Consider the following 26,163-nt stretch of genomic DNA (forward strand, 5'->3'; position numbering starts at 1 on the left):
GGAGTGCATTCATGGCAACCACAACTCAAGCGCGTCAACCTGTTCAGGCCGATGTGCCGCAACAAGGTGGGCTGCTGCGTGCGGCGCTGGTGGTGTTCGTCGGGCTGTCGCTCATTACCGGGGTGCTGTATCCGGTGGTGGTGACGGGTGTCGGCAAGGCGCTGTTTCCGGCGCAGGCCGGGGGCTCGATCATCGAGCGTGGCGGCAAGGCTGTTGGGTCTTCGTTGATCGGGCAGAACTTTGACACCCCGGAGTATTTCTGGGGGCGGATCTCGGCGACTGCGCCGAATCCGTATAACGCGCAGGCGTCAAGCGGATCGAACCTTGGGCCGAGCAACCCGGCGTTGACGGAAGCGGCCAAGGCACGCATTGCGGCGCTCAAGGAAGCGGACCCGACGAACACTGCGCCGATTCCTGCTGATCTTGTGACCGCTTCTGCGAGTGGGCTGGACCCGGACATCAGCCCGGCGGCGGCGGCGTATCAAGTGGAGCGGGTGGCGCGGGCGCGGCACATGTCGCCGGACCTGGTGAGGAAGGTGGTCGCCGAGCATACCAAGGGGCCGGTGCTTGGTGTGTTTGGGGAGCCTACCGTGAATGTGCTGGAACTCAACCTGGCGCTGGACGATCTGCGGTAGGCGCCCCCGATGTGCCGGCTACATCACCGGCACGGGCTCCAGCCCACCCTCGCCGTGTTCGAGTTCGGCCACGCGCTGCGCCTCGCGCTCGCCGATCTGCTTGCGCTGCTCGGGCGTGAGCACCTGCATGATCTTGGCACCCGCCTGTGCACGCAGTTGCGCTTCGCGGGCCACCGCCCTGCCGAGCGTCTCGGTCAGCGCGCGGGCACGCGCTTCGTCATACTGGCCGGACACGACCATCTGGTGCAATTCGCGGTGAGCCTGCGCGATGGCCTTGCGCTGTTCGCGCGCTTCCGGCATCTGCGCATATTCGATGGCGAAGACCTTGTCGCGCTGCGCTTCGGTCAGCTTCAGGCCACGCAGGAACGGAATGCCGCCACGGTACGGGCCCATTTCCATGCCTGGGCCGCGGCCCATCATGCCGGGACCATGCGCGGGCATCGGCGACAGCGGAACCGCACCGGGTGCGGCGGTCTGCGCCAGCGCGGCGCACGAGAGCAAGAGCCCGGCGGCAAGCGCGGGCAGGCGGCGGGAAGTCACAACGGTCATGAATGAGGCTCCTGAAGGGTTCATCGGCCGGGCGCGCCGGCCATGCGCCCACTGTAGGCACTGAAGTTGCACCAACGGTGGGCAAACCGAGGAGTTTTCTTGAACCTCAGGCGTCGAGCCGGTAGCCCACACCGTAGACCGAATGGATGAGATCGGTGCCCGGGCTGGCCTGCTCCATCTTGCGGCGCAGGTTCTTGACATGCGTGTCGACCGTGCGATCGGTCACGATGCGGTGGTCGTCGTAGATCTGCTCGAGCAGGTTGGCGCGCGACAGGATGCGCCCGGGTGCGGCCGCGAGCGCCGACAGCAGACGAAACTCCACCGGCGTGAGATCGAGCCGCTGGCCGCGCAGCGTGGCGGTATAGGCGGTGCTGTCGATCACCAGGGCGCTGTCAGGCACGCCGCCCGCACGCTGCACCCGCCGCAGGATGGTCTTGATGCGCGCCACGAGTTCGCGCGGGCTGAAGGGCTTGCAGACGTAGTCGTCGGCGCCGAGCTCCAGGCCGAGGAGACGATCGATCTCCTCCACGCGCGCCGTCACCATGACGATCGGCACCTCGCTGAAGCCGCGCACCTCGCGGCAGATCTGCAGGCCGTCCTTGCCAGGCAGCATCAGGTCGAGCAACACGAGCTCGGGCGTGGTCTCGCGGATGCGCTGCACGGCGTCCGTGCCGTCGGGCAGACACTCGGTCTCGTAGTGGGCGGCGCGCAGGTAGTCGGTCATCAGCGCGGCCAGCTTCGGTTCGTCTTCGATGATGAGGATCATGGTCGGCTAGCGTGTCATGGCTGGGCGAGCAGCGGCAGGCGAATCGCAATCCACAGCCCGCCCAGCGGCGAGGGTTTGGCTTCAATGGTGCCGCCGTGCGCGGCAACGATGGTCTGGCACAGGCTGAGCCCAAGCCCGGCCCCGCCGTGCGCCCGGCTGCGCGACGCATCGGCACGGAACAGCCGATCGAACACGCGCGGCAACATCGCCTCGGGCACGCCCGGCGCGCTGTCCTGCACGTCGACCTGCTGCCACGCGCCGTCCTGGTGGACGCGCACACGCAGCGTGCCGCCATCGTCGGTATAGCGCAGCGTGTTCTCGAGCAGGTTGTGCATGACCTGGCGCAGGCGCTGCGCGTCGCCGCGGACCATCGTTGCATGCGCCGGCCCCTGCGGCACGTCGATCTGCAGGGCGATGCCCTTTTCCATCAGGCGCGGCGTGAAGCCCTGCACCGCGCTGCACACCGTGTCGGCCAGGTCCAGCGGCTCCATGTGGAATGCGAGCGCGCCCACGTCGGCCAGCGAGAGCTCGTACAAGTCGTCGATGAGCTTGCTGAGTATGGAAACCTCGGCCTGCAAAGACGCAAGCGACGTGGCTGTCAGCGGACGCACGCCGTCTTCCAGCGCTTCGAGTTCGCCCCGCAGGACGGCCAGCGGCGTACGCAGCTCGTGCGAGATGTCGGCGGTCAACTGGCGCCGCATCTTCTGGTTGGCCTCGAGCGACGCAGCGAGGTGGTTGAAATCCGCCGCCAGCCCGCCGAGTTCGTCGCGCGAATGGACGTCGACACGCGTGGCGTAGTCGCCGTCTGCCATGCGGCGTGCTGCGTCGGTCAGGCGGCGCATCGGGGCCAGCAACCCGCGCGCGAGCAGCACGGCCACCAGCGCCGCCAGCAGGACGGACAGGCCCGCGATGATCCACGTGGCACGCAGTTGCTGGGCCTGGAAAGCCTGGTCGGCGCCCTCAGGCACGCGCACACGCGGCGGCATGGCCAGCCAGCCGATCGTCTGGCCGTTGTGATGCAGCTCGTGCCAGCGCGCGTTCGGGCCAAGCGGCGGGCCATCGCCAATGACGACGTTGCGCGCGGCGTCCAGCAGCCAGATGGGCGAATGCGGCATCGGGGGCGGCTCGCCCGGCAGACGCGGTGGGCCCGGCGGCAGCGGCATGTCCGGCTCGAGGCCGGGCGGCGGCTCGAAGCGGTAGCCCGCCGAGGGTTCGAAGCGATCGGCGCCCATGCCGCTTGCCCGCGCACGTGCGCCCTCGCGGCGCAGCAGGCGGAACCACGCGGCGCGGTCGCTGCGCAGGAAATCCCAGTTGCCGTGCTGCGCGTAGGCGGCCTCGACGCCGTGCGCGATGGCGGCCATGCGCTCGGCCTCGCGGGCATTCACGTAGTCGAGAAAATTGGCGTCAAAGCGCCAGCGCACCGCCGCGCCCATGGCAAGCGCAACCACGATGCTCAGCGTGAACAGCGCAACGAACAGCTTGGAGGTGATACCGAAAGACAGGCGCATGAATCAATCAGGGCGGCTTGGCGCACCGCCGGCGGGAGCGGCTTGCGCAGTGCCCGGCAGGTGGGCCGCGCTCATCTTACCGGGCGTGCCAGCAGCCGTACGCGAGCATAGCAACGGCACGCGGCCAGAAAGTGAGCGAAATGCGAAGAAAGCGTATGCTGCTGCCACTTGGCGCCCCGGCGCGCCCCACACGCTCTTCACCCACGGAGCCGCCTTTGCCGCGCCAGACGCCCCGCCCCGCGTTCTTCATGCCGCGCTGCGCCATGCCCGGCGTGGAGGCCGTCGCCGCAGACACGCCGCACAGCTTTCCGCGCCACACGCACGGGCAGTTCGGCATCGGCATCATCGAGCGCGGCGCGCAGAAATCGTTCAGCGGGCGCGGCATGGTGGAAGCCGGCGCCGGCGACGTCATCACCGTCAACCCGGCCGAGGTGCACGACGGCACACCGATCGGCGATACCGGACGGGCGTGGCGCATGCTCTACCTTGACGCCGACGTGGTGGCGGACCTTGCCAGCGACCTGCACGCCAGCGTGCCCGGCGCGGCGGAGTTCAGCCGCCCCGTCATCCGCGACGCCCGGCTGGCCCGCCAGGTGCGCCTGCTGTTTGCGCAAATGACGGCCTCGGGCGGGCGCGGCGATGCGCTGCTGCGCGAGCAACTGCTGCTGGCCGTCCTTGCCGATGCGCTGCACGCCCGCACCCATCGTGCCGACGATGCGCCCGATGCCATCCGCGCCGCGCGCAGCCGCATCGACGATGACCCGGCCGCCGCCGTCTCGCTGCACGATCTTGCCGCCGAGACCGGGCTGAGCCGATTCCAGGTCCTGCGCGGATTCGCACGCGTGACGGGCCTGACCCCGCACGCATATCAGCTGCAGCGGCGCGTGGCGCTGGCCCGCCGCCTCATCGCGCAAGGGCTGCCGCTGGCCGAGGTGGCCGCCGCCTGCGGCTTTGCCGACCAGAGCCACATGACGCGGCAGTTCGTGCGCAAGTACGGGGTCTCGCCCGGCATGGTGGCGGCGGCGCGCTAGGGCACACACCGCCGCGCTGCAATTTCGTTCAAGACGGCCGCCCAGCGCGGGGGCATCCTGCGGCTTTCATCTGCGCGGGGTGCGACATGTCGAAGCGGCTCGAAGGCTATCTCTATCTGGCGCTGGCGATGGTGCTGGTGGGCAGCACCGTGGCGGCCAGCAAGATCATCGCGGCGGGCCTGCCACCCTTCACGGCAACGGCGCTGCGTTTTGCGCTCGCGCTGCCGCTGTTTCTTCTCATCATGCGGGTCATGCGCACGCGCTGGCCGGTGCTCGCGCGGCGCGACTGGGCGCTGCTGGTGTTGCAGGCCGCAGCAGGCAGCGTCGGCTACACGACGCTGTTGATCTCGGGGCTGCGCTACACCTCCGCGGCAGATGCCGGCGTGATCATCGGCACGCTGCCTGTCATGTCTGCGCTCATTGCGATCCTGCTGCTGGGCGAGCGGCCGCGCCGCGCCGTCCTGGGCGCCATCGCACTGGCCACGGCCGGTGTGCTTGCCATCGCGTTCCAGCCGGGCAGCGACGCCGCGCACCCGCTGCTGGGCAATCTGCTGGTGCTCGGCGCCGTGCTATGCGAGGGGCTTTTCATCCTGCTCAACAAGCGGCTGCGTACGCCGGTGCCGCCACTGGCGCTGTCCGCCACGATGAGTGCGTTCGGCTTGCTGACGGCACTGCTGCCTGCACTGGGGGAATCGCCCTGGCAACTGCACGCATCGACGCAGGCAGCGCAGGCGCTGGTGGCCGTTGCCTACTATGCGGTCGTGCCGACGGTCGGCGGTTTCGTGGTGTGGTATGCCGGCGCAGCGCGCGTGAGTGGTGCAGAGGCAGCGCTGTTCACTGCGCTGGCGCCCGTCGCGGCGGTGGCGTTTGCGGCGGTGCTGCTTGGCGAATCCGTCAGCGTGCGCCAGGTGGGCGGCATTGCGTGCGTGCTGGCGGCGGTGGCGAGCCTCGCGCTGACACGCAGGCCCGCGCCTGCCGCATCGCCACCCGAAGAAGCCGTTTAGGCTTCGGCCTCTGGCGCCGTCACGTCTTCCATGCGCTCGATGCGCACGCGCACGATGCGGCGGCTGCCAGCTTCGAGGATGACGAACCGCAGGTCGTGGCGCACCAGTGTGTCGCCCACCTCGGGCAGGCGGTCCCACTGGTTGAAGAGGTAGCCGCCCAGGCTTGTCGCGCCGCCGCCTTCGTCGAGCAGCCAGTCGACTTGCAGCACGTCTTCGAGCTGCCGCAAGTCGGCCTCGCCGGCCACCTCCCAGCAGCCGTCGCTCACCTCGACCACGCCGGGGCGTTCGTCTTCGTCGGGAAACTCGCCGGCAATCGCTTCCAGCACGTCGATGGGTGTGACCACGCCCTGCACGACGTCAAGCGGGTCGGTCACGACGAGCATGCGCCCGCGCGCACGTTTGAGCTGGTCCATCAGGCGCAGGATGCCCATGTTGTCGGACACCTTGAGCGCGGGCTTGACGGTGCGCTCGACGTCGATGGTGCCGCGTGTGTCGAGATCGCCCATCAGGTCTTTGGCGCGCGCCACGCCCACGAGGTCATCCAGCCCGCCGCGGCAGACCGGGAACTGGTTGTGCGGCACCGACAGCAGCAGCTTGCGCGTGACGGCCGCATCGGCCTCCAGGTCCACCCACGAAATATCGTGGCGCGGCGTCATGATGGAACGCACCGAACGCTCGGCCAGATCGAGCACGCCGCTGACCATGCTGCGCTCTTCCGGGCGGAACACGGCCTGCGGCTCGGGGTGGCCATCCTCGTGCGGCACTGCTTCATGCGATTCGGCATCCGCTGGCGTGCCGGGGCGGTCGCCCAGCAGGCTCAGCACGGCATCGGCGGTGCGCTCGCGCAGGGGGCGGCGGCGCTCGTAGCGCACGGTATTGCGCTGGGCCACCTGGTTGAAGAACTCGATCAGGATCGAGAAGCCGATGGCCGCATACAGATACCCCTTCGGAATATGAAAGCCCAGGCCCTCGGCCACCAGCGAAAAGCCAATCATCAGCAGGAAGCTCAGGCACAGCACCACCACCGTGCGGTGGGCGTTGACGAAGTGCGTCAGCGGGCGTGATGCAAACAGCATGGCGCCCATGGCGATGACCACTGCGGCCATCATCACCGGCAGGTCGTTGACCATGCCCACGGCCGTGATGACGGAGTCGATGGAGAACACCGCATCCAGGATCACCACCTGCGCGATCACGTTCCAGAACTTGCCATGGCCTGTGCCGTGGCTTTCGTCATGCGGCTGGCCGTCAAGGCGCTCGTGCAGCTCAGACGTGGCCTTGAACAGCAGGAAGAACCCGCCGAGCAGCAGGATGATCGACCGCCCGGACAGTTCCACCGGCCCCAGCGTGAGCAGCGGCCTGGTCAGTCCGATGAGCCACGACATGGTGGCCAGCAGCACCATGCGCATCACGAGCGCCAGGCCGAGGCCGATCATGCGCGCGCGGTCACGCTGCGCGGGCGGCAGCTTGTTGACCAGGATGGCGATAAAAACGAGGTTGTCGATGCCGAGAACGATCTCGAGCACCACGAGGGTGAACAGCCCGATCCAGACGGACGGGTCAGCAAGCCAGGTCATAGAGGGCAATCAAGACTGCGGGAAGACGATCTGCCGATGATAACCGGAGCGCACGCCCGGGCAGCCGCGCGTACGCTTCGGGGCGTTGCAACAAACGGGCCGCAGGCTCAGCGCCGGGCAACGTGTGGCGGTCGGTAGCCGTCGGTGAGGGTCTTGAGGAAGGCGACGATGTCGCGCACGTCGGCCTCGGACAGCGCCGGCCTGTCGCCCGGCTTGCCGCCGAACGGCGGCTCCATGTTGACGTTGGCGTGGTACCGGGGCGGCAGGTCGTCGAACTTGTCGACCGTGCCGTCGGCCTTGCGCGGGTACCACTTCTGCGGCTGGGTATCGCGCTGGGCGTAGAAGCGCACCGCATCTTCGAGCGAGTGGATCGCGCCGTTGTGGAAGAACGTCTTGCGCAGCGCCACGTTGCGCAGCGATGGCGTGCGGAAGCGGCCGCAGTACTCGGCGTGATCCTTGAGGTCGGTGCGGTCGGGGCCGCACAGGCCGAGGTCGAAGAACGCCGGGTCCGCGTTGGCTTCGAGCTTGCGGTTGCGTGGCACGCCCACGGCAATGTGGCCGAAATCGGTGAAGGCCGGGAACGCGCCGTCCTGCTTGATCGCGCTGACGTGGCATGACGCGCAGTTGCCCTTGGCCGGATCGGAGAACGCCCGCAGGCCCCGCATTTCCTGCGGCGACAGCTTGACCTGGCGGCGCAGGAACGCGTCGTACTTGCTGTCGTACGGGTAGAACTCCGATGGCGTCTGCTGGAACACCTCCAGCGCCATCAGCGCGGCGCGGAAGGCCGTGTCTTCGTTGTCGAGGATGTCGTTGCCGAACACCTGGCGGAACGCCAGCGCATGGCTGCCATTGCGCAGCTTGGCCACCACGCTGGCCGGGGTGCCGTTCGCCATCTCGTGCGCGGAAAGCAGCGGAATGCGTGCCTGGTCGTGCGTGGACGACACGCGGCCGTCCCAGGTGTAGCCGCCGGTCGGGCCCTGGTCTTCTGAGTCGTTGCCGTCGTTCTCGAAGAAGTGCTCGCTAAACGGCGGCACGCTCTGCAGATAGCGCAGCGACGGCGCGGCGCGCACGCCGGTCTTGTCCATGCCGGGGCCGCCCAGCTGCACCGAGAGGTCATTCGGGGGGCCATAGGCGTGCGCCGGGCTATGGCAGCTCGCGCACGAGAGCTTGCCCGAGGCAGACATGGCCGGATCGAAGAACAGCGCCTTGCCCAGTGCCGCCATGGCCGGCACCGACGGGCGGCGCGTCGCCATCATCGTGTAGAAGGCCTTTTCGTACGCAGGGACGGACTTGGCCGCGGGTGCCGACGCACCGGCCGGCGCCGCGGCATGCGCCACCGCCGGTTCGCCGCGCCCGCAAGCGGCCAGCCCCAGCGCGAGCGCCGAAGCGGCAATCGCGCGAACAGTGGACAACGGCAGAAGACGAGGCATCGACGATGGGCGCAATGATGGAAGCCTTGCAACTTAGCACGGCCACCATGACACTTTGATGTCGTCAAACGCGCGTCACGTCAGTCCTTGGAGAGGTCCCATGGTGGCAAATGTCTTCAAACGTTCGGCGGTGCCCCTGCTCCTCCTGACGATGGTGTTCCTGCTGAGCTCGGCCCAGATCCGCTCCGCGCCTGCGTTTGCATCATCAACTTGTCACACACGAGGCACAGACTCCGGCTCGCTTTCGTCCCCCACACAACAATCAAGGGAAATCATGAGCCGAGCATTCCGTCTTTTGCCTCACCTTCCGCTCGCCGCGCTGGTGGCAGCCAGCATGACTGCCTGCGGCGGCAGCGATTCGAACAGCAGCGCCTCCACGCAATCGACCTCCGGCGTGGTGACCGGCAGCTACTTCGAGAACGCCAAGGTCTGTATCGACGCCAACAACAACGGCAAGTGCGACGCCGGTGAAACCAGCACGCGCACCGACAAGAACGGTGCGTACACGTTGGCCGGCACCGGTGCCATCACCGTGGAAATCGGCACGGATGCCAAGCGCAATGATCCGGACAAGAACACGAGCACGCCGGTCACGCAGCCGCTGGTGTTCCGCGCGCCGGCCGGCGCCAACGCTGTCGTGAGCGCCATCTCGACCGAACTTGCCGCGCTGATGGACAGCAACGGCGGCGACATCAATGCCGCCAAGACCGCGCTGGCCGCGCGCCTGGGCGTGACGGTCGACAAGCTGCTGGAAGACCACAACAAGGAAACCGACGCAGCCACCAAGACCGCGCTGCAGGCCGAGATCGACCAGGCCATCGCACTGATCGCCGATGCCGTGGCTAGCGGCGGCGACGTCGGCAAGACAATCCGCGACGGCGTGAGCAAGCGCATGGCGCTCGCTGACAACGTCAAGACCATCGTCGTCATCTACGCCGAGAACCGCGGCTTCGACAACCTGTACGGCCTGTTCCCGGGCGCCAACGGCATCCCCGGCGTGAACCCGACGTCCACCGGCACGGCTGTCGCGCAGAAGGACTTCGATGGCTCGGTGCTGCCGAGCCTGCCGCCCACCTGGGGCGGCCTGACCGCCGCCGGCCAGAGCGTGACCCTCACGCAGGCGCAGACCACCGGCTGGCCGAACAAGATGTTCCAGATCGACGATCCCAATGGCGTGAACGGCACGGGCGTCGTGGTGCCGCAGAGCGTGACCACGCGCGACCTCGTGCACCGCTTCTACAACAACCAGATGCAGATCAACGGCGGCAAGAACGACAAGTTCGCCGCGTACTCCGACGCGGGCGGCCTCTCGATGGGCTACTACGACGGCAGCAAGATGGCCATGTGGAAGATCGCCCAGCAATACACGCTCGCCGACAACTTCTTCATGGGCGCATTCGGGGGCTCGTTCCTGAACCACCAGTACCTGATCTGCGCCTGCGCGCCGATCTATCCGAACGCGAAGTCCTCGCCGGCGGCGGGCAGCATCTCGAAGGTCACGGTCAATGCCGACGGTGTGCCGGTGCTTGACGCGGGAACGGGCAACCCGAGCTCCGTGCTGTCGGGCAAGGCGGTCTACGCCAACGACAGCACGCTCACGGCCGACGATGGTTCGGGCGTGTTCTACGCCGTCAACACCATGCAGCCGCCGTTCCAGCCGTCGGGCAACGGCGTGGCCAGCGGCAATGCGGCCTACGCAGACCCCACCAAGGCCTCGACGATGCCGGTGCAGTCCACGACCAACATCGGTGACCTGCTGAGCGCCAAGGGCGTGGACTGGGCCTGGTATGCCGGCGCGTGGAACGCCGCCATCGCCGACGCGCCGAACGCCACGCGCAGCGTGATCTACGCTGGCACCACGCAGTTCCAGCCGCACCACCAGCCGTTCAACTACTTCAGCCGCTTCGACCCGGCCACCGCCAGCGGTGCCGCCGAGCGCGCCGCGCACCTGAAGGATTACGACGCCGCCTTCCTGGCCGATGCCGCCGCCGGCAAGCTGCCCGCCGTCACGTTCTACAAGCCGCAGGGCAACCTGAACCAGCACGCCGGTTACGCCAACGTGGCCGACGGCGACGCCCACATCGCCAACGTGATTGCGCAGCTGCAGAAGAGCCCGCAATGGAAGAACATGGTGATCGTCGTGACGTATGACGAAAACGGCGGTTTCTACGACCACGCCACGGTGCCGAAGGCTGACCGCTGGGGCCCGGGCACCCGCATCCCGGCGATCATCGTCTCGCCGTTCGCCAAGAAGGGCTTCGTGGACCACACGCAGTACGACACGGCCTCGGTGCTGCGCCTGATCACGCACCGCTTTGCCCTGCCGACGCTGCCCGGCCTGAAGCAGCGCGACGACGCCCTCGTCGCCAACGGCGACAAACCGATGGGCGACCTGACCAACGCGCTCGATTTTTCGCAGGCGCAATAACGCCGGGCGCATCGGGAAAGGCGGCCGCGGACATGCGCGGCCGCCTTTCTTTCTTGGGCGCTATTTCCCTTTCTTCTTCCCGGCGGGCTTCTCGCTTTCCAGCGCCTCAAGCCGCATGCCGACCTTGAGCGTCACCTGCCAGTGCGCGATCTTGCCGTCGACCAGATGCCCGCGCGTCTCCAGCACCTCAAACCAATCCAGATGGTTGAGCGTCTCGCCCGCCCGCGCGATGGCATTGCGGATGGCTGCATCGCTGGATTCGGGTGACGAGCCCACCAGCTCGATCATCTTGTAGGTATGAGAACCCATATCGCCTCCTTGTTGGCATGGTTGGACGCCGGCAGAACGCCCCGCACACGATATGCGCCGCGTCATTGACCAGCATGGCACCTGCGCCTCGCGCCTGATAGCCCGGATTTGCACGGGGCCCCAAAATCTTGGCGGTTAATTGCGTATTTGGCCGATTTACGAAAATGACAAATTTCGTCAGCGAAGCGACGCATGGCGTCAAGCCGAGCGTCGGTCCGACGGCCGATCCGGCGATGAAGTGCCACTTTTGGGGCGACACGGACTGCAGGGCCGCCAAAGCCGGCTGGTACGGAACCTGCGTTGCGCCCCATACCTCCCTGAAGAGAAAGCGCCGTGCGCCGCCCCGAACAACCGACCCCAGCCAGCCCTGCGCCGCTGTCCATGCCGGCGCCCCATCCGGAAACCGTCCGGCTGGTGGCCGAGACCATCGGCTTCCATATCGAACGCGGCGGCCGCCGCATCGACGCGACCTACTCGGCGCGCAACGGCATCGTGACCGTGAATTACCGCGGCAAGACGCTGTCGACCTATTCGCCACAGGGTGACCCCGAGAGCTACCGGACCGTGGCGCGCCAGCTGCTGAGCGTCATGCTCGCCCTCTGACCCGCCATCCGCAGGGGCGCCGCCGCGCTCAATGCCGCGCCTTGGCAGCGCCGCGCGTGGGCCGGCCGAACTCGGCGCGCAGGCTGTCCTTGGCACGCTCCAGGATTTGCCGCCGCCCCGCACTGAGGTTGTGCCCCGCACGATTGATATAGAACGTCAGCATCGACATGGCCGACTGGAACGCCGTCCCTTTGCGCCGCCTGCTGTGCTCGGCCGATGCCTTGAGCGACGCGGCAATGCGCGATGGGCTGCGCGACTTGAAGATGTCGGGTTCAAGATCCAGTGCGTCGCTCGTCTCCATCACGTGGTGTGACCAGCGATGCGGCGCGCCCTTGCCCGGCTTGGCATCGGATTTCGGCTTGGCGTGCGATGTGGCCATGATGAAATCTCCCGTAATGATGTATGGGCAGTTTCGCAAGCCACGTACCTGTACGAGACGCTGCGGGCCGCCGACTTCCGTTACGATGACGGGCGTTCCGCTCACCCTTTCAGCAAGTCGCCGGGTTCCGGCGCGCATTCAACGTGTCTGGCGACGCCGGTCTTTCCCCCGCTTCTTCCGCGCCCCCTCCCGCGACAGCGCTGTCGCACGCGCCCTTCTCCTACCCCGCCTTCCGCCTGTTCTGGTTTGCCAGGCTGTCCACGACCTTTGCGTACCAGATGTTTGGCGTGGCTGTGGGCTGGCAGATCTACGACCTCACACGCAGCGCCTATGTGCTTGGGCTGGTGGGTCTGGCCCAGTTCCTGCCCTCAGTGGTGCTGGTGCTGGCGTCGGGCCATATCGCCGACCGCTACGACCGGCGCCGCGTCGTGCGCGCGTGCCAGGCCGTCGAGGCGCTGGTGGCGCTGTCGCTCTCGGTGATGGCGGCAATGGGGCACGCGAGCATCCAGCCCATCTTTCTGTGCGTGGTCGTCATCGGGGCGATGCGGGCCTTCGAGACGCCCACCCTGCAGGCGCTGCTGCCCTCGCTGGTGCCGCCCGAGGTGCTGCCGCGCGCGGTGGCGCTGTCAAGTTCAGCAGGCCAGACGGGCATCATCCTGGGGCCGGCGGTGGGCGGGTTCCTGTACGTGGCCGGCGCGCCGGTGGTCTATGCCACCGCGGCGGGGCTCTTCCTGCTGGCGCACGTGCTGATCGCGTGGGTGCGCATGGCGCGGGCGGCGCCGGTCAGCACGCCGGTGAGCCTGGAGTCGCTGTTTGCGGGCATCGTCTTCATCAAGGGGCGGCCCGTGGTGCTGGGCGCCATCTCGCTGGATCTGTTTGCGGTGCTGCTGGGCGGCGCCACGGCGCTGCTGCCGATCTACGCGCGCGACATCCTCGGCACGGGCGCGTGGGGGCTGGGGCTGCTGCGTTCGGCGCCGGCGGTGGGGGCGCTGGGGATGGCGCTCTTTCTCGCGCATCGTCCGCTGGACCGGCACGTGGGCCGCGTGATGTTTGCGGCCGTGGCGATATTTGGCATGGCGACGCTCGTGTTCGGGGTATCGCGCTGGCTGCCGCTGTCGATGCTGGCGCTGGTGGTGCTGGGCGCATCGGACATGATCAGCGTGGTGATCCGGACCTCCCTGGTGCAGCTCGATACGCCCGATGCGATGCGGGGCCGCGTGAGCGCGGTCAACTCGGTGTTCGTGGGAGCATCGAACCAGCTCGGCGAGTTCGAATCGGGCATGGTGGCCGGTCTGCTTGGGCCGGTGGCCTCGGTGGTGCTCGGTGGGCTGGGCACGCTGCTGGTGGTGGCGATCTGGATGCGGCTGTTTCCGGACCTCGTCCGGCGGGACAGGATGCGCGACCCGCACCCCTCGTCGGAAGGGTGATTGCAGCCGGGAGGCTATTGCCACGCACGAATCGGCGGCCGTCTTGCACGCGTGTCAGTGAAAATCCGATGGCAGCCACGCCGGCCAGTTCGTATGCTGAGTCACCTTTGCCCGCCCTGTCTGGTCGCGTCGGATACCGCGCCCGATCATGAAGTCCATTCCGCCTCGTCCATCCCGTCCGTCCGATACGCATACCGCTGAACCGCCCCGACCGGCAGACCCGGGTCCGTTCAGCAGCAGCGGCCTGAAGGCCGCGCCGGCCATCCGCCCATCGGCATGGCTGGTGGCCATCGGCGCAGCCGTGCTGGGCACGGCGGTGCGGGTCGCGCTCGAGGCGACCATGGGGATCCACCTGCCGTTCTACCTGGCGTTTCCGGTCGTGACCATCGCCGCATGGTACGGCGGCTTCTGGCCGGGCATGCTGGCCATCGGCGCCTACGGGACGCTGTTCCTGGCGGTAGCCGCCGTGCAGACCTGGGCCGGGCCGCCGCCGCCGACAACCGCGCAGGTGCTGGTCTTCAGTGTGGGCGCGCTGCTCATCTGCGTGCTCTGCGAGCAGTTGCGGCGTGCGCGCGCCGGCGCGGAACGCCGCGCGCTGGCCGAAACGCAGCAGCGCCTGTCACAGCAGCGCCTGGTGGCAGCGCTGCAGGCGTCGCCGATCTCGCTGTACGACGTCGACAACACGATGCACTTCACCTGGGTGCACAACGCCGTGTTCGGCCTGAAGCCGGAGCAATTGCTCGGGCGCACCGTGCGGGAAGTCTTCGGCCGTCGGGCCGCCGCGCGGCTGACCGAGGCCGGCCAGCGCGTGATTGCCACCGGCACACCCACGCGCGTGGAGTTCGCCTTCCGCCGCCGGCACACGCAGCGCGTGGTCTACGACGTGGTGGTGACGCCGCTGCGCGACGATACCGGCGAGATCATCGGCCTGACCAACGCCGTCATCGACATCAGCGAGCGCCGCCAGGCCGAGGAGCGCCGCGCCCAGCTGCTCGAAGCCGAATCGCGGGCGCGGGAAGAAGCCGAACGGGCCAGCCGCCTGAAGGACGACTTTCTCGCGACCGTCAGCCACGAGCTGCGCACGCCGCTCAATGCGGTGCTGGGCTGGGCGCAGTTGCTGAACATGCGCCCGTACGAAGAGGGCTTGTTCAAGCGCGGCATCGAGGCCATCGAGCGCAGCGCGCGCACGCAGGTCCACCTTATCGACGATCTGCTCGACATGTCGGCCATCCTCTCGGGCAAGGTGCCGCTCGACATTGGTCCCGTCGATCTCGCCGACGTGCTGGAGCGCGCGCGAGAGACCATTGAGCCCATGGCGCGCCAGAAACAGATCACCATGGAGAGCGACTACCTGCCGGTGCCGCTGCTGCAGGGCGATGCGGGGCGGCTCAAGCAGGTGTTCTGGAACCTGCTGGCCAATGCCGTCAAGTTCACGCCCGAGGGCGGGCATATCAGGCTCTCGGTGCACCCGGCGCCGGAGGGTGTCGTGGCAACCGTGCGCGATACGGGCATCGGCATCGAGCCGGCGTTCCTGCCGCACATCTTTGACCGCTTCCAGCAGGCAGACCTGTCGAGCACGCGCCGCCACGGCGGGCTGGGGCTGGGCCTGGCGATTGCCAAGCAGCTCGTCGAGCTTCACCACGGCCGCATCACCGCCGCCAGCAGCGGTGCAAACCGTGGCACCACCATGGCCGTCACGCTGCCGCTGCACGCCGCGCAGCCCGGCGAGCAGGAAAATCGCGCGCCCGGCGTGGTGGCCGGCACGGGCATGCCGACGCTGGAGGGCATCCGCGTGCTGGCCGTGGACGACAACCCTGAGTCGCTTGGCGTGATTGCGCTGATGCTCGAGCGCTACGGCGCCGAGGTGACGACGGTCTCCAGCGGCGCGGCAGCACTCGACGCACTGAAGGCCGCGGCCGGCAACCACCCGTTCGACGCACTGGTCAGCGACCTCGCCATGCCGGGCATGGACGGCCTGCAGCTCATCCACGCCGTGCGCGCCAGCGGCATGACAGAGCTGCCCGCCATTGCCGTCACGGCGTTTGCCGATCCGATCCGCCTGAAGGCGGCCAAAGAGGCCGGCTACCAATCCGTCATTACCAAGCCCATCTTCCCGGGCGAGCTGGGCCACGTGCTGGCCGCCAACGTGCATCGCAAGGCCGGGCCCCCGACGTTGGCCTAGCGGTCACGCATGGCCGCGCCTGCGCCGCGCGCAAACCATGCCTTGACGGAATGGTTGACCGAACAAAAGTCATTGGCGCGCGTGATGGTGCATCCGCATACTTGTTGGTCTGTGCCGGTCGGTGGGCATCTCTCCCCTAGCAGTGCCCAGCACCCAGTTCACCGATCGGCCAGCCTGCCTTCCGAATCAGCCGCCGTCCGCCGCCGTGCAGCTGTCTGCCGTACCCATAAGAACGCCTGAACGCCGCCGCCCGCCTTGGGTTGCGCCGGCATTCCGGGCACAAAGAGGAGACCGCATCGCCATGCCCATCCGTTCCCTTCCCGTTCTGCTGTCTGCCGTTGCGCTTGGCGTGGCCACGCAGGTCGTCGCCAAGGAGTCGCCAACCCCCGCTGCCGCGCAGACGATCGCCGTGCCCGGCCTGTCCAAGCCCGCCGACATCCTGATCGACCGCTGGGGCGTGCCGCACATCTACGCCAAGAGCGAAGACGACGGCTTCTTCGCGCAGGGCTTCAATGCCGCGCGCGACCGCCTGTTCCAGATCGATCTGTGGCGCCGCCGCGGCCTGGGGCAGCTCTCGGAAGTGTTCGGCCCCGCCTATGTGGAACAGGATCGCGCCACGCGGCTGTTTCTCTATCGCGGCGACATGCAGACCGAATGGAACCGCTACAGCCCCGATGCGCAGCGCATCGCCACGCGCTTCGTCGCCGGCATCAACGCCTATGTCGACTGGCTGACCAGGCATCCGGAGCAGATGCCGTTCGAGTTCCGCAAGCTGAACTACACGCCCGCGCACTGGGCGCCCGAAGACGTGGTGCGCATCCGCAGCCACGGCCTGACGCGCAATCTGCAGTCGGAAGTGGCGCGCGCCAACGTGGCCTGCAAGGCCAACCTCGCCGACGACACGATCCGCTTCGGCCTGCAGCCGGCGTGGCAAACCCAGATGCCGGAGGGCCTGGACCCGTGCCTGCCGAAGGATCTGCTCAAGGTCTTCACGCTCGCCACGCAAGGCGTGAAGCTCGCGCCGGAATCGCTCAAGGGCGTGGACACTGACGGCACGCGGGTCGCCGCTGCGGCCAACCTCGAAGAGGCCATGGAGGGCAGCAACAACTGGGTGATCGCGCCGGGCAAGTCCACCACTGGCCGCGCCGTGATGGCCAACGACCCGCACCGCGCGTATTCCGCACCGGGCCTGCGCTACATCGCCCACGTCAGCACGCCGACGCTCGACATCATCGGCGCGGGCGAGCCGTCATTGCCGGCCGTGTCGATCGGCCACAACGGCCACGTCGCCTTCGGCCTCACGATCTTCAACATCGACCAGGAAGACCTCTACGTCTACGAGCTGAACCCGGCCAACCACACCGAGTACCGCTACAAGGACGGCTGGGAGCCGTTCAAGGTGCTGCACGAAACCGTGAAGGTGCGCGGCGGCGAGTCGCGCCCCATCGACCTCACCTTCACGCGCCACGGCCCCGTCATCTATATCGATGCCGAGAAGCACCGCGCGTATGCCGTGCGCTCGGCGTGGCTGTCGCCGGGCATGTCGCCGTATTTCGGCTCGGTCGGCTACATGCGCGCCCGCACGTTCGCGCAGTTCAAGCAGGCGATGATGAACTGGGGCGCCCCCACCGAAAACCAGGTCTATGCCGACACGAAGGGCAACATCGGCTGGGTGCCGGGCGGCCTCGCCCCGATCCGCCCGAACTGGGACGGTCTGCTGCCCGTTCCCGGCGACGGCCGCTACGAATGGGCCGGATTCTGGCGCGGCGATCAGCTGCCCAGCACCTACAACCCGAAATCCGGCTACTTCACCTCGTCCAACGAGATGAACCTCCCACCCGATTACCCGTACCGCGAACGCAAGCTCGGCTTCGAGTGGACCAACGGCTCGCGTCACGCGCGCATTGACGAAGTGCTGGCCAAGCTCGAGAAGGTATCGCTGGAAGACTCCATGCGCCTGCAGAACGACATGGTGTCGATCCCGGCACGCCGCCTCGTCGCGCTGCTGGCCCCGCTGTCGTCCAGCGATGCCGACACGCAGGCCGCGTTGAACCTCCTCAAGGGCTGGGACGCGACCATGCTGGCGGATTCTGCGCAGGCCGCGCTGCACGAGGTCTGGTTCACGCATCACCTGGGCCGTGCGTTCAAGAACGCGGTGCTCTCCAAGGCCGCCGCGGACGCCATGGGCGCGCCCGATACCGCCGTGATGCTCGACACGCTCGAACACCCCCAAGGCGCCGACCACAGGTTCGGCGAAGACCCGCGGCAAGCGGCCGCCAAGCGCGACGCCGTCCTGCTGGCCAGCCTGAAGGACGCATGGGCCGATATGGTCAAGCGCCAGGGCGCGAACCCGCAGGCATGGAACTGGGGCCAGCTGCACCACAACCTGAACGCCCATCCGTTCGCCGCCATCGTCGACGAAGCCACGCGTGCCAAGCTCAACGTCGGGCCCACACCCGAAGGCGGCAGCGCTTACACGCCCAACCAATCGACGTATCGCGCGAGCGACTTCCTGCAGACCAACGGCCCATCGTTCCGCACGGTGGTGGATGTCGGCAACTGGGACAACTCCCGCGCCGTCAACCTCCCCGGCCAGTCCGGCAATCCCGACAGCCCGCACTACCGCGACCTCGCACCGCTGTGGCTCAAGGGCGAGTACTTCCCGCTGTTGTATTCGCGCAAGGCAGTGGAAGCCGCGACCGAGTCGCGCGTCCACCTGGTGCCTGGGAAGTAAGGACACGATGCGCAAGCAAAAACGCCACCGCAAATACGCGGTGGCGTTTTTTTCCAACAGCTGAAACATCGACGCTAGCAACCGATCCACGATGGTGTGGCCGTACCCTGCCCTAGATGGCGCCTTAGATTTTTGTCGCGGGGAGGAAAAAGGAAGGAGCCCTGTTTGAGCGCAGCGAGTTTGGCTCCTTCCCCTCCCCGTGACACAAATCCAAGGGGAAGTCGCCATCTCGGCCGCGCCTTTCTTTGCTTACTTTCTTTGGCAAGACAAAGAAAGTGAGTCAGCCCCGGCAGGGGATGAAACACAAAAGCCCACCCACAACGCCCATTCAAGCCGGCTGAGCCGAGGCCAACACCGCCCGCACAACATCCGCCCTCGGAATCGGCGCCACAGCGCTATACCCCGTCGTAGAAATCGCAGCCGCCACATTGGCATACCGCGCCGCCTCTGCAGGCGGATCTCCGGCAACAATCCGCGCCACAAACGCACCACCAAAACAGTCCCCCGCGCCGGTCGCATCGACGGCATTGACCGTATGACGCGGCACCAGCGTACGGGACTGCGGTGTGGCCACGTAGCACCCTTCCGCCCCCATCTTCAGCGCGACCAGCTTCACGCCCCAGCCAAGCAGCGTATCGACAATGCCATCACGGTCATGGCAATCGAGCAGCACCGTCACGTCGTCCCAGCTCGGCAGGCACAGGTCGCAGGTCTGCATCGCCTCGCGCATGACGGCCCGGGCACGGGCCAGCGGCCACAGACGCAAGCGCAGGTTCGTGTCGAACGACACCATCACGCCCGACGCCCGCGCATGCGCCATCGCCGCCAGACCGGCATCGCACGCGGTGTCGCTGATCGCGAGGCTGATGCCCGACAGGTGAAACGCCTTGGCCGCCGCAATCGCCTGCAGCGGCAGTTGCGCCGTCTGGAACCGGCTCGCCGCGGACCCCGCGCGCAGGTAATCGAAATGATGGCCGCGCGCATCGTGCGAGACAAAGTACAGGCCCGTGGGCGCCTGCGCGTCGGTGAGCACGTAGGTGTGATCGACGCCTTCGTCCTGCCACAGCGCGCGCAGCGCCTGGCCAAAGCGGTCGGCACCGACCGCGCTGATGTAGCCCGTGCGCGCGCCCTGCCGTGCCGCCGCAATGCAGAAGTTGGACGTATCGCCGCCAAAGCCGAACGTCCACGACGTGCTGCCGGGGTCCGCCTGGTTGAACTCGATCAGCGCTTCGCCGTAAGCGAGGATGTCTGTCATCGCCGCGTCCGACTCAGAAATAGGTCTGCACCACGTCGACGACGTTGTACGCATCGTCCACCACGGAGATCTGGCGCCACTTGTCGAACGTCAGGCACGGGTGCGAGATGTCGAAGGCGATCATGTCGCCGACCTTGATGTCGTCGCCAGCGGCGATCTTCAGGTAGGCGTGCTGGTCCATCATGCCGGTGACTTCCCAGTGCGCGGGCGTGGCGGAGGGCGCCAGCGAGGCGTCATCACGCCCCGGGCGGTAATGCAGCACCGGCAGCGGCAGACCGGCGTCGAATGCGGCGTCGCGCTTGCCCATCGCGATGATGGCGCGCCCGGGTTCGGGCACCGATTGCACATAGGCCCACAGTTGCAGCGCGGGCAGCAGGCTCGAGCGCATCTTGTGCGCGATGGGGTTGTTGGCGTCGATGCGCGCCTGCGCGGCCTTGTAGATACCCACGTCGTGCGTGAGGTAGCAGCCCGGACGCAGCACCACATCCAGGGGCTGCCCGATGTCCGCCTTGGCAAACTCCTCGGCCACCACGTCGTACCACGCCGAGCCCGCGCCGGTCAGCACGGCAGGCGTGCGTTGCAGGCGGCCCGCGCGGGCCAGGTCGCCGAGCGTCTTGACGGCGCGTTGCAGGAAGGCGCGGATATCGGCTTCCTCCTTGATCACGCCCTCATACACTTCCACGCCGGCCAGCTTGACGCCGCCATTGGCGCGCGTGAGCGCGTCGAGCACGGATTGCAGCTGCGCATCGTCGCGCACGCCCGTGCGGCCGCCTTGCACGCCGAGCTCGATCAGCACCTGGATCGGCCGCCCGGCCTTGCCGAAGAACGTGGCAAGCTGCTCGACCTGGTCCGCCGCATCGACGAGGCAGAAGAACTCGAACGACGGATCGGCCAGCAGTTCCGCGAGGATGGCCATGTTGCGCTTGCCCACCAGCTGGTTGGCCATCAGCACGCGGCGCACACCGTGCGCGTAGGCCGCGCGCGTCTGATGCGCGGTCGCCAGCGTAATGCCCCACGCACCGCCGGCGAGCTGATGCTGGAACAGGCGCGGCGCCATGGTCGTCTTGCCATGCGGCGCGAGCTTGGCGCCGTACTCGTTCACGAAGCGCTGCATCCACGCCAGGTTGTGCTCGATGCGCGATTGCGAAAGCACCGCCGCCGGCAGACTCAGATCTTCCTTGAGGACATTCCAGCCTTGCGCAGCAATCTGCTCCGGCGCACAAGCGGCGTCCAGCGCACCCAGACCTTTGTCCAGCGGATCGACGACGGGGGTGGCATCTCCTTGGTACTTTGTATCACTCATGGGAATCGACTCGCGTTCCTGTGGGGGTAAACATCGGGTTGACACAATGATAGCGGGGAAATTATTCTCCGGGCCAGCCTGTTACAAAGTACCAAACCTAGTCGACTGCCGCTATCCGGACGGACCCGGGAGCCCCGAATGCGCGAACCCATGGACATCGTCACCCGCCTCTCCCAGCGTGCCGCCGAGTTGCGTCCCGCCGAGCGGAAGGTCGCGCAGACCGTCCTGAGCGACATTGCCGAAGCGGCGGCCGGCAGCATCCAGACGCTAGCCGAACGGGCCGGCGTGAGTGAGGCCAGCGTCACCCGATTTGCCAAGGCGATGGGCTGCCGCGACGTGCGGGAACTCAAGCTCAAGCTAGCCCAGGCGGCGGCAGTCGGCCAGCGGTTTCTGGATGGCGGCGCCGATCGCCCACCCTCCAGCGCCGACGGCATCCTGGCGGACATTTCGAACGTACTGGAAGCGAACCGCGCGCTGGTACGCCCCGAGGCGTTCCGCGCCGCCGCCGAGGCGCTGGCCGCGGCCCGCATGATCGCGGTGTTCGGCATGGGCGGCGGCTCGACCACCATGGCCGACGAGATGCGCTACCGCCTCGCGCGCCTGGGGCGGCCCGTCACCACCTATCATGATTCGATGCTGCAGCGGATGGTCGCGGCCACGCTGAGCCCCGAAGACGTTGTGGTCGTGTTCTCGGTGACGGGCCATGTGCCCGAGGTGATCGACAGCGTGAACATCTCGCGCGAGTACGGCGCAAAGGTCGTGGCCATCACCGCCATCGGTTCGCCACTGGCCGCGCTGGCCGATGTCTTGCTGCCGATCCAGGCCATGGAAACCGATTTCATCTTCAAGCCGTCGTCATCGCGCTACGCCATGATGATGATGATCGACCTGCTGGCCACCGAAGTCGCGCTGCAGCAGGCCGATCGCAGCAAGGAGCTCTTACGGCGCATCAAGTACGTGCTCGATGCGCATCGCGGCGGCGGCAACCGCCAGCCGCTTGGAGATTGAGATGGAGCAGTACGACACCGTCATCCGCCAGGTCCGCATCGTGGACGGCAGCGGCCACGAGCCCGAGGCCACGCTGTTCGACGTGGCCATCACCGATGGGCGCATCGCCGCCATCGCCACGTCGGACTCCACCGCCTGGCTGGGCGACAAGGAAATCGCCGGCGACGGCCGCGTGCTCGCTCCCGGCTTCATCGACGTGCACACGCACGACGACACCAACGTCATCCGCACGCCCGACATGCTGCCCAAGGTGTCGCAGGGCATTACCACGGTCATCGTCGGCAACTGCGGCATCAGCGCGTCGCCGGCCACGCTCAAGGGCGATCCGCCTGACCCGATGAACCTGCTCGGGCCGGCCAGCGCGTTCGCGTATCCGACCTTTGCGTCGTACGTGGAAGCCGTGGAACGCGCGCAGCCGGCGGTGAACGTGGCCGCGCTCGTTGGCCATACGGCGCTGCGCAACAACCACCTGGACCGCCTCGACCGGCCCGCCACCGCCGATGAGGTGGCAGGCATGCGCGCGCAGCTGCGCGAGGCGCTCGACAACGGCGCGCTCGGGCTGTCCACGGGACTGGCCTACGCCAACGCCTTCGCATCGACCACCGAAGAAGTGATGGGCCTGGCCGAGCCGCTCGCCCAGGCCGGCGCCATCTACACCACGCATCTGCGCACGGAGTTTGCGGCGATCCTCGACGCGATGGACGAGGCCTACCGCGTCGGCAAGCATGCGCGTGTGCCCATCGTGATCTCGCACCTGAAATGCGCAGGCGCTGCCAACTGGGGCCGCGCCGGCGAGGTGCTGGCCTCGATCGAAAGCGCGCAGCGCTACCAGCCGGTCGGCTGCGACTGCTATCCGTACACCGCGAGCTCGTCCACGCTCGACCTGAAGCAGGTGACCGACGAATTCGACATCTTCATCACGTGGTCGGAGCCGCATCCGGGCATGGCCGGGCAGACGCTCAAGGACATCGCCGCGGCATGGGGCACCGACCTGATGGAGGCCGCGCGCCGCCTGCAGCCGGCCGGCGCGGTCTATCACAACATGTCGGCGCAGGATCTCGACCGCATCATCACGCACCCGGCCACCGTCATCGGCTCCGACGGCCTGCCGAACGATCCGAAACCGCATCCGCGCCTGTGGGGCGCCTTCCCGCGCGTGCTCGGCTACTACAGCCGTGAGCGCAAGCTGCTGTCGCTGGCGGCAGCCGTGCGCAAGATGACGGGCCAGTCCGCCGAGCGCTTCGGCCTGGCCGAACGCGGCCTGGTGCGCGAAGGCTACTGGGCCGACCTCGTCCTGTTCGACCCGGACACGGTGCGCGACGTCGCCACCTTTACCGACCCGCAGCAGCCCGCGGCGGGCATTGTGGCGGTGTGGGTCAACGGCCATCTGTCGTATCGCGAAGGCGCCGTGCAGCCGCGCCGCGCCGGACGCTTCCTCAGGCGCGCGCTGCGTGCGCACGCCGCGCCCGCCACGGAAGCCCACTGACACTGCATCCAAGTTTTGTTTGAAAGAAGGAAGGAACCATGACGATTACGCGAATTGGCGTTGAAGGCGGCACCGGCACCGGTGGCCAGCACCTGCCCTTTGCCCGTGCGGCCGGCGCGGATGGCTGGCTCTTCGTCTCGGGCCAGACGCCCATGGTGAACGGCGAAGTGGTCGGCAACGGCATCGTCGAGCAATCGCACCAGACCCTCAAGAACCTGCTGGCCATCCTGGCCGAGGCCGGCTACGGCCCCGAGCACGTCGTGCGCTGCGGCGTGTGGCTGGATGACCCGCGCGACTTCCAGTCGTTCAACAAGGTGTTCAAGGAGTACTTTGGCGCCAACCCGCCGGCCCGCTCGTGCGTGGTGTCGAGCATGGTGATCGACTGCAAGGTCGAGGTCGACTGCGTGGCCTACAAGAAGCCCTGACAGAAGAAGCGAACCTTCAAAACGGGCGCCCTGCACAACGGGGCGCCTCACAACAAGAGCCGTGAAATCCCCTGAGGAGGAAACCCGATGGTCATGATGCAAGGCAACTCGCTGTTGCTGACCGCCGCACTGGCGGTGGTGGCGCTCATTTACCTGATCGCCGTCCAGAAACTGAACCCGTTCGTCACGCTGATCGTCGTCTCGCTTGTGCTGGGCGTGGTGGTCGGCATGCCGATGGGCAACATCGTCAAGGCGTTTGAAACCGGCGTGGGCAACACGCTCGGCCACATTGCCCTGGTGGTGGGCCTCGGCACGATGCTCGGCAAGATGATGGCCGAGTCCGGTGGCGCCGAGCGCATCGCCAAGACGCTCATCCAGGCGTTTGGCGAGAAGAACGCGCACTGGGCGATGATGGTGGTGGCGTTCATCATCGGTTTGCCGGTGTTCTTCGAAGTCGGCTTCGTGCTGCTGATCCCGATCGCCTTCAACGTGGCCAAGCGCACGGGCACGCCGATCCTGATGGTGGGCCTGCCGATGGTGGCGGGCCTGTCCGTGGTGCACGGTCTGATCCCGCCGCATCCGGCAGCGCTGCTGGCCGTGACGGCATATCAGGCAGACATCGGCAAGACCATCCTGTACGCGCTCATCGTCGGCCTGCCGACTGCCATCCTGGCCGGTCCGGTATGGGCGATGCTGGTGTCGCGCTACGTGAAGCCGGTGGAGGACAACCCCCTCGCCGCGCAATTCGTTGAAGCCGATCAGACGCGCGAGCTGCCGGGTTTCGGCATCACGCTGTTCACGATCCTGCTGCCGGTGGTGCTGATGCTGATCGGCAGCTGGGCCGATCTCTTCACCACGCCCAAGACGCTGGCCAACGACATCCTGAAGCTGGCCGGCAACTCCGTCATGGCGCTGCTCATTGCTGCGCTGGTGAGCTTCTACACGTTCGGCAAGGCGCGCGGCTTCAACCGCGACACCATCCTCAAGTTCACCAACGAATGTCTGGCTCCCATCGCCACGATCACGCTGGTGGTGGGCGCAGGCGGCGGCTTCGGCCAGATCCTGCGCGACTCGGGTGTGTCGAAGGCGATCGTCGGCGTGGCCATGGGTGCGAACCTGTCGCCGCTGCTGCTGGGCTGGGTGGTGGCGGTGATGATCCGCATCGCCACGGGTTCGGCCACGGTCGCCATGACGACCGCCTGCGGCATCGTCGCCCCGATCGCCGCAGCTTCGGGCGCCGCCGTGCGGCCAGAGCTGATGGTGCTGGCCACCGGCGCCGGTTCGCTGATCCTGTCGCACGTCAACGATGGCGGCTTCTGGCTGGTGAAGGAGTACTTCAACCTGACCGTGCCGCAGACCTTCAAGACGTGGACGGTGCTGGAAACGATCATCTCGATCGTCGCGCTGCTGCTGACGCTGGCGCTGTCGACCGTGATCTGAGTCTGTTCTGTTGATGTGTTGATCTAGGAGAACGTTGTGGGTATCGATTCCGTCGTCAAGGCCGGCCCGGTGATCCCGGTGCTGCAGTTCCAATCCGTCGATGAAGGCGTCAAGGTGTGCCGCGCGCTGTACGAGGGCGGCATCCGCACGTTCGAGATCACCATGCGCACGCCGGTGGCCCTCGACACCATTGCGGCGGTGGCCAAGGACCTGGGCAGCGATGCCATCATCGGGGCCGGCACGCTCACGCGGCCCGAGCACTTTCAGCAGGCCAAGGACGCCGGCGCCGTGTTTGCCGTATCGCCTGGCGTCACGCCGATGCTGGCCGTGGCTCAAGCGAAGGCCGAGCTCGACTGGCTGCCCGGCATCGCCACGCCGTCCGAGCTGATCCTGGCGCTCGAGTTCGGGCTGACCACGCTGAAGTTCTTCCCGGCCGAAGCCGCCGGCGGCATCCCGATGCTCAAGTCGATCTACGGGCCGTTTGGCGATGTGCGTTTCTGCCCGACCGGCGGGATCACGCCGCAAAGCGCCCCAGACTATCTCGCATTGCCAAACGTGGTGTGCGTGGGCGGCTCGTGGATGGTTCCCAAGGACAAGGTCGCTGCCGGCGACTGGGCGGGCATCACGGCGCTGGCCAGGGAAGCGGCCACGCTCAAGCGGTAATCACGTCACCTCTCTCGCGCG

At 67.5% G+C, this 26,163-nt stretch carries 21 protein-coding genes and 1 pseudogene; 13 read left to right on the top strand and 9 right to left on the bottom strand.

The features are described 5' to 3' along the window. The first annotated feature begins 11 nt into the window (after positions 1-11). Positions 12-635, top strand: a complete 624-nt coding sequence (kdpC, locus tag KHN96_RS00550; RefSeq protein WP_062738975.1) for a potassium-transporting ATPase subunit KdpC — start codon at positions 12-14, stop codon at positions 633-635. A gap of 18 nt (positions 636-653) precedes the next feature. Here the strand turns inward: kdpC and KHN96_RS00555 are convergent, their stop codons facing one another. The 3 genes and pseudogenes from KHN96_RS00555 to KHN96_RS00565 form a co-directional block, all read right to left on the bottom strand. Then, a complete protein-coding gene (locus tag KHN96_RS00555) occupies positions 654-1,184 on the bottom strand; it encodes a Spy/CpxP family protein refolding chaperone (RefSeq protein WP_062738976.1) in 531 nt (176 codons plus the stop codon). Positions 1,185-1,290: 106 nt separating this feature from the next. Continuing rightward, positions 1,291-1,950: a response regulator gene (locus KHN96_RS00560; RefSeq protein ID WP_045219901.1), complete on the bottom strand. Its 660-nt coding sequence runs from the start codon at positions 1,948-1,950 to the stop codon at positions 1,291-1,293. Continuing rightward, positions 1,937-3,458, bottom strand: a pseudogene (locus KHN96_RS00565) (ATP-binding protein); the annotation flags it as partial. The gene KHN96_RS00560 and the pseudogene KHN96_RS00565, both read right to left, overlap by 14 nt. Before the next feature lie 263 nt (positions 3,459-3,721). Between KHN96_RS00565 and KHN96_RS00570 the strand changes: the two are divergent. Both KHN96_RS00570 and KHN96_RS00575 read left to right on the top strand, forming a co-directional pair. Continuing rightward, the gene (locus KHN96_RS00570; protein WP_062739013.1) at positions 3,722-4,489 is read left to right on the top strand and encodes an AraC family transcriptional regulator; all 768 of its coding nucleotides are present in this window, start codon (positions 3,722-3,724) and stop codon (positions 4,487-4,489) included. An 86-nt stretch (positions 4,490-4,575) separates the two neighbouring features. Then, positions 4,576-5,493 carry a DMT family transporter gene (locus KHN96_RS00575; protein ID WP_062738978.1) on the top strand — a complete coding sequence of 306 codons (918 nt, stop codon included), beginning with the start codon at positions 4,576-4,578 and terminating at the stop codon, positions 5,491-5,493. Here the strand turns inward: KHN96_RS00575 and KHN96_RS00580 are convergent. Next, complete coding sequence (locus KHN96_RS00580) at positions 5,490-7,070, bottom strand: TerC family protein (RefSeq protein WP_045219894.1); 1,581 nt, start codon at positions 7,068-7,070, stop codon at positions 5,490-5,492. The genes KHN96_RS00575 and KHN96_RS00580 overlap by 4 nt on opposite strands. A 107-nt stretch (positions 7,071-7,177) precedes the next feature. Beyond that, positions 7,178-8,500: a cytochrome-c peroxidase gene (locus KHN96_RS00585; protein ID WP_062738979.1), complete on the bottom strand. Its 1,323-nt coding sequence runs from the start codon at positions 8,498-8,500 to the stop codon at positions 7,178-7,180. A 274-nt stretch (positions 8,501-8,774) separates the two neighbouring features. Here KHN96_RS00585 and acpA point away from each other — a divergent pair, with 274 nt between their 5' ends. Further along, entirely contained in the window at positions 8,775-10,928 is a 2,154-nt protein-coding gene (gene acpA / locus KHN96_RS00590; protein ID WP_062738980.1) for an acid phosphatase, read from the top strand. A 60-nt stretch (positions 10,929-10,988) separates the two neighbouring features. Here the strand turns inward: acpA and KHN96_RS00595 are convergent, their stop codons facing one another. Further along, a complete protein-coding gene (locus tag KHN96_RS00595; RefSeq protein ID WP_045219888.1) occupies positions 10,989-11,237 on the bottom strand; it encodes a dodecin in 249 nt (82 codons plus the stop codon). A 381-nt stretch (positions 11,238-11,618) separates the two neighbouring features. Between KHN96_RS00595 and KHN96_RS00600 the strand changes: the two genes are divergently transcribed. Next, positions 11,619-11,840, top strand: a complete 222-nt coding sequence (locus KHN96_RS00600; RefSeq protein ID WP_104610650.1) for a hypothetical protein — start codon at positions 11,619-11,621, stop codon at positions 11,838-11,840. A gap of 28 nt (positions 11,841-11,868) precedes the next feature. Here the strand turns inward: KHN96_RS00600 and KHN96_RS00605 are convergent, their stop codons facing one another. Then, on the bottom strand, positions 11,869-12,219 hold the full coding sequence (locus KHN96_RS00605) for a DUF3175 domain-containing protein (RefSeq protein WP_045219884.1): 351 nt from the start codon (positions 12,217-12,219) through the stop codon (positions 11,869-11,871). Positions 12,220-12,362: 143 nt separating this feature from the next. On the opposite strand from KHN96_RS00605, the gene KHN96_RS00610 reads away from it, so the two are divergent. The 3 genes from KHN96_RS00610 to KHN96_RS00620 all read left to right on the top strand — a co-directional run bounded on the left by KHN96_RS00610 (position 12,363) and on the right by KHN96_RS00620 (position 18,562). Then, positions 12,363-13,646, top strand: a complete 1,284-nt coding sequence (locus KHN96_RS00610) for an MFS transporter (protein ID WP_045219882.1) — start codon at positions 12,363-12,365, stop codon at positions 13,644-13,646. A 148-nt stretch (positions 13,647-13,794) separates the two neighbouring features. Continuing rightward, complete coding sequence (locus KHN96_RS00615; protein ID WP_082062944.1) at positions 13,795-15,828, top strand: hybrid sensor histidine kinase/response regulator; 2,034 nt, start codon at positions 13,795-13,797, stop codon at positions 15,826-15,828. Between the two features lie 301 nt (positions 15,829-16,129). Then, the gene (locus KHN96_RS00620; protein WP_062738981.1) at positions 16,130-18,562 is read left to right on the top strand and encodes a penicillin acylase family protein; all 2,433 of its coding nucleotides are present in this window, start codon (positions 16,130-16,132) and stop codon (positions 18,560-18,562) included. Between the two features lie 328 nt (positions 18,563-18,890). On the opposite strand, the gene KHN96_RS00625 is transcribed toward KHN96_RS00620, so the two are convergent. Together KHN96_RS00625 and KHN96_RS00630 are read right to left on the bottom strand one after the other, a co-directional pair. Next, on the bottom strand, positions 18,891-19,817 hold the full coding sequence (locus KHN96_RS00625) for a sugar kinase (RefSeq protein WP_062738982.1): 927 nt from the start codon (positions 19,815-19,817) through the stop codon (positions 18,891-18,893). Between the two features lie 13 nt (positions 19,818-19,830). Beyond that, a complete protein-coding gene (locus KHN96_RS00630; protein ID WP_062738983.1) occupies positions 19,831-21,120 on the bottom strand; it encodes an amino acid deaminase in 1,290 nt (429 codons plus the stop codon). A 138-nt stretch (positions 21,121-21,258) separates the two neighbouring features. Between KHN96_RS00630 and KHN96_RS00635 the strand changes: the two genes are divergently transcribed. The 5 genes from KHN96_RS00635 (at position 21,259) to KHN96_RS00655 (ending at position 26,142) form a co-directional block, all read left to right on the top strand. Next, entirely contained in the window at positions 21,259-22,128 is an 870-nt protein-coding gene (locus KHN96_RS00635; protein ID WP_045219873.1) for a MurR/RpiR family transcriptional regulator, read from the top strand. Position 22,129: 1 nt separating this feature from the next. Next, the gene (locus KHN96_RS00640; RefSeq protein ID WP_062739014.1) at positions 22,130-23,614 is read left to right on the top strand and encodes a D-aminoacylase; all 1,485 of its coding nucleotides are present in this window, start codon (positions 22,130-22,132) and stop codon (positions 23,612-23,614) included. Between the two features lie 38 nt (positions 23,615-23,652). Further along, complete coding sequence (locus KHN96_RS00645; RefSeq protein WP_045219871.1) at positions 23,653-24,039, top strand: RidA family protein; 387 nt, start codon at positions 23,653-23,655, stop codon at positions 24,037-24,039. Between the two features lie 87 nt (positions 24,040-24,126). Next, the gene (locus tag KHN96_RS00650) at positions 24,127-25,479 is read left to right on the top strand and encodes a GntT/GntP/DsdX family permease (RefSeq protein ID WP_045219869.1); all 1,353 of its coding nucleotides are present in this window, start codon (positions 24,127-24,129) and stop codon (positions 25,477-25,479) included. Positions 25,480-25,515: 36 nt separating this feature from the next. Continuing rightward, the gene (locus KHN96_RS00655; RefSeq protein ID WP_045219867.1) at positions 25,516-26,142 is read left to right on the top strand and encodes a bifunctional 4-hydroxy-2-oxoglutarate aldolase/2-dehydro-3-deoxy-phosphogluconate aldolase; all 627 of its coding nucleotides are present in this window, start codon (positions 25,516-25,518) and stop codon (positions 26,140-26,142) included. The last annotated feature ends 21 nt before the right edge of the window (positions 26,143-26,163 follow it).

The sequence above is a fragment of the Ralstonia mannitolilytica genome (assembly GCF_905397375.1).
GTDB lineage: Bacteria > Pseudomonadota > Gammaproteobacteria > Burkholderiales > Burkholderiaceae > Ralstonia > Ralstonia mannitolilytica.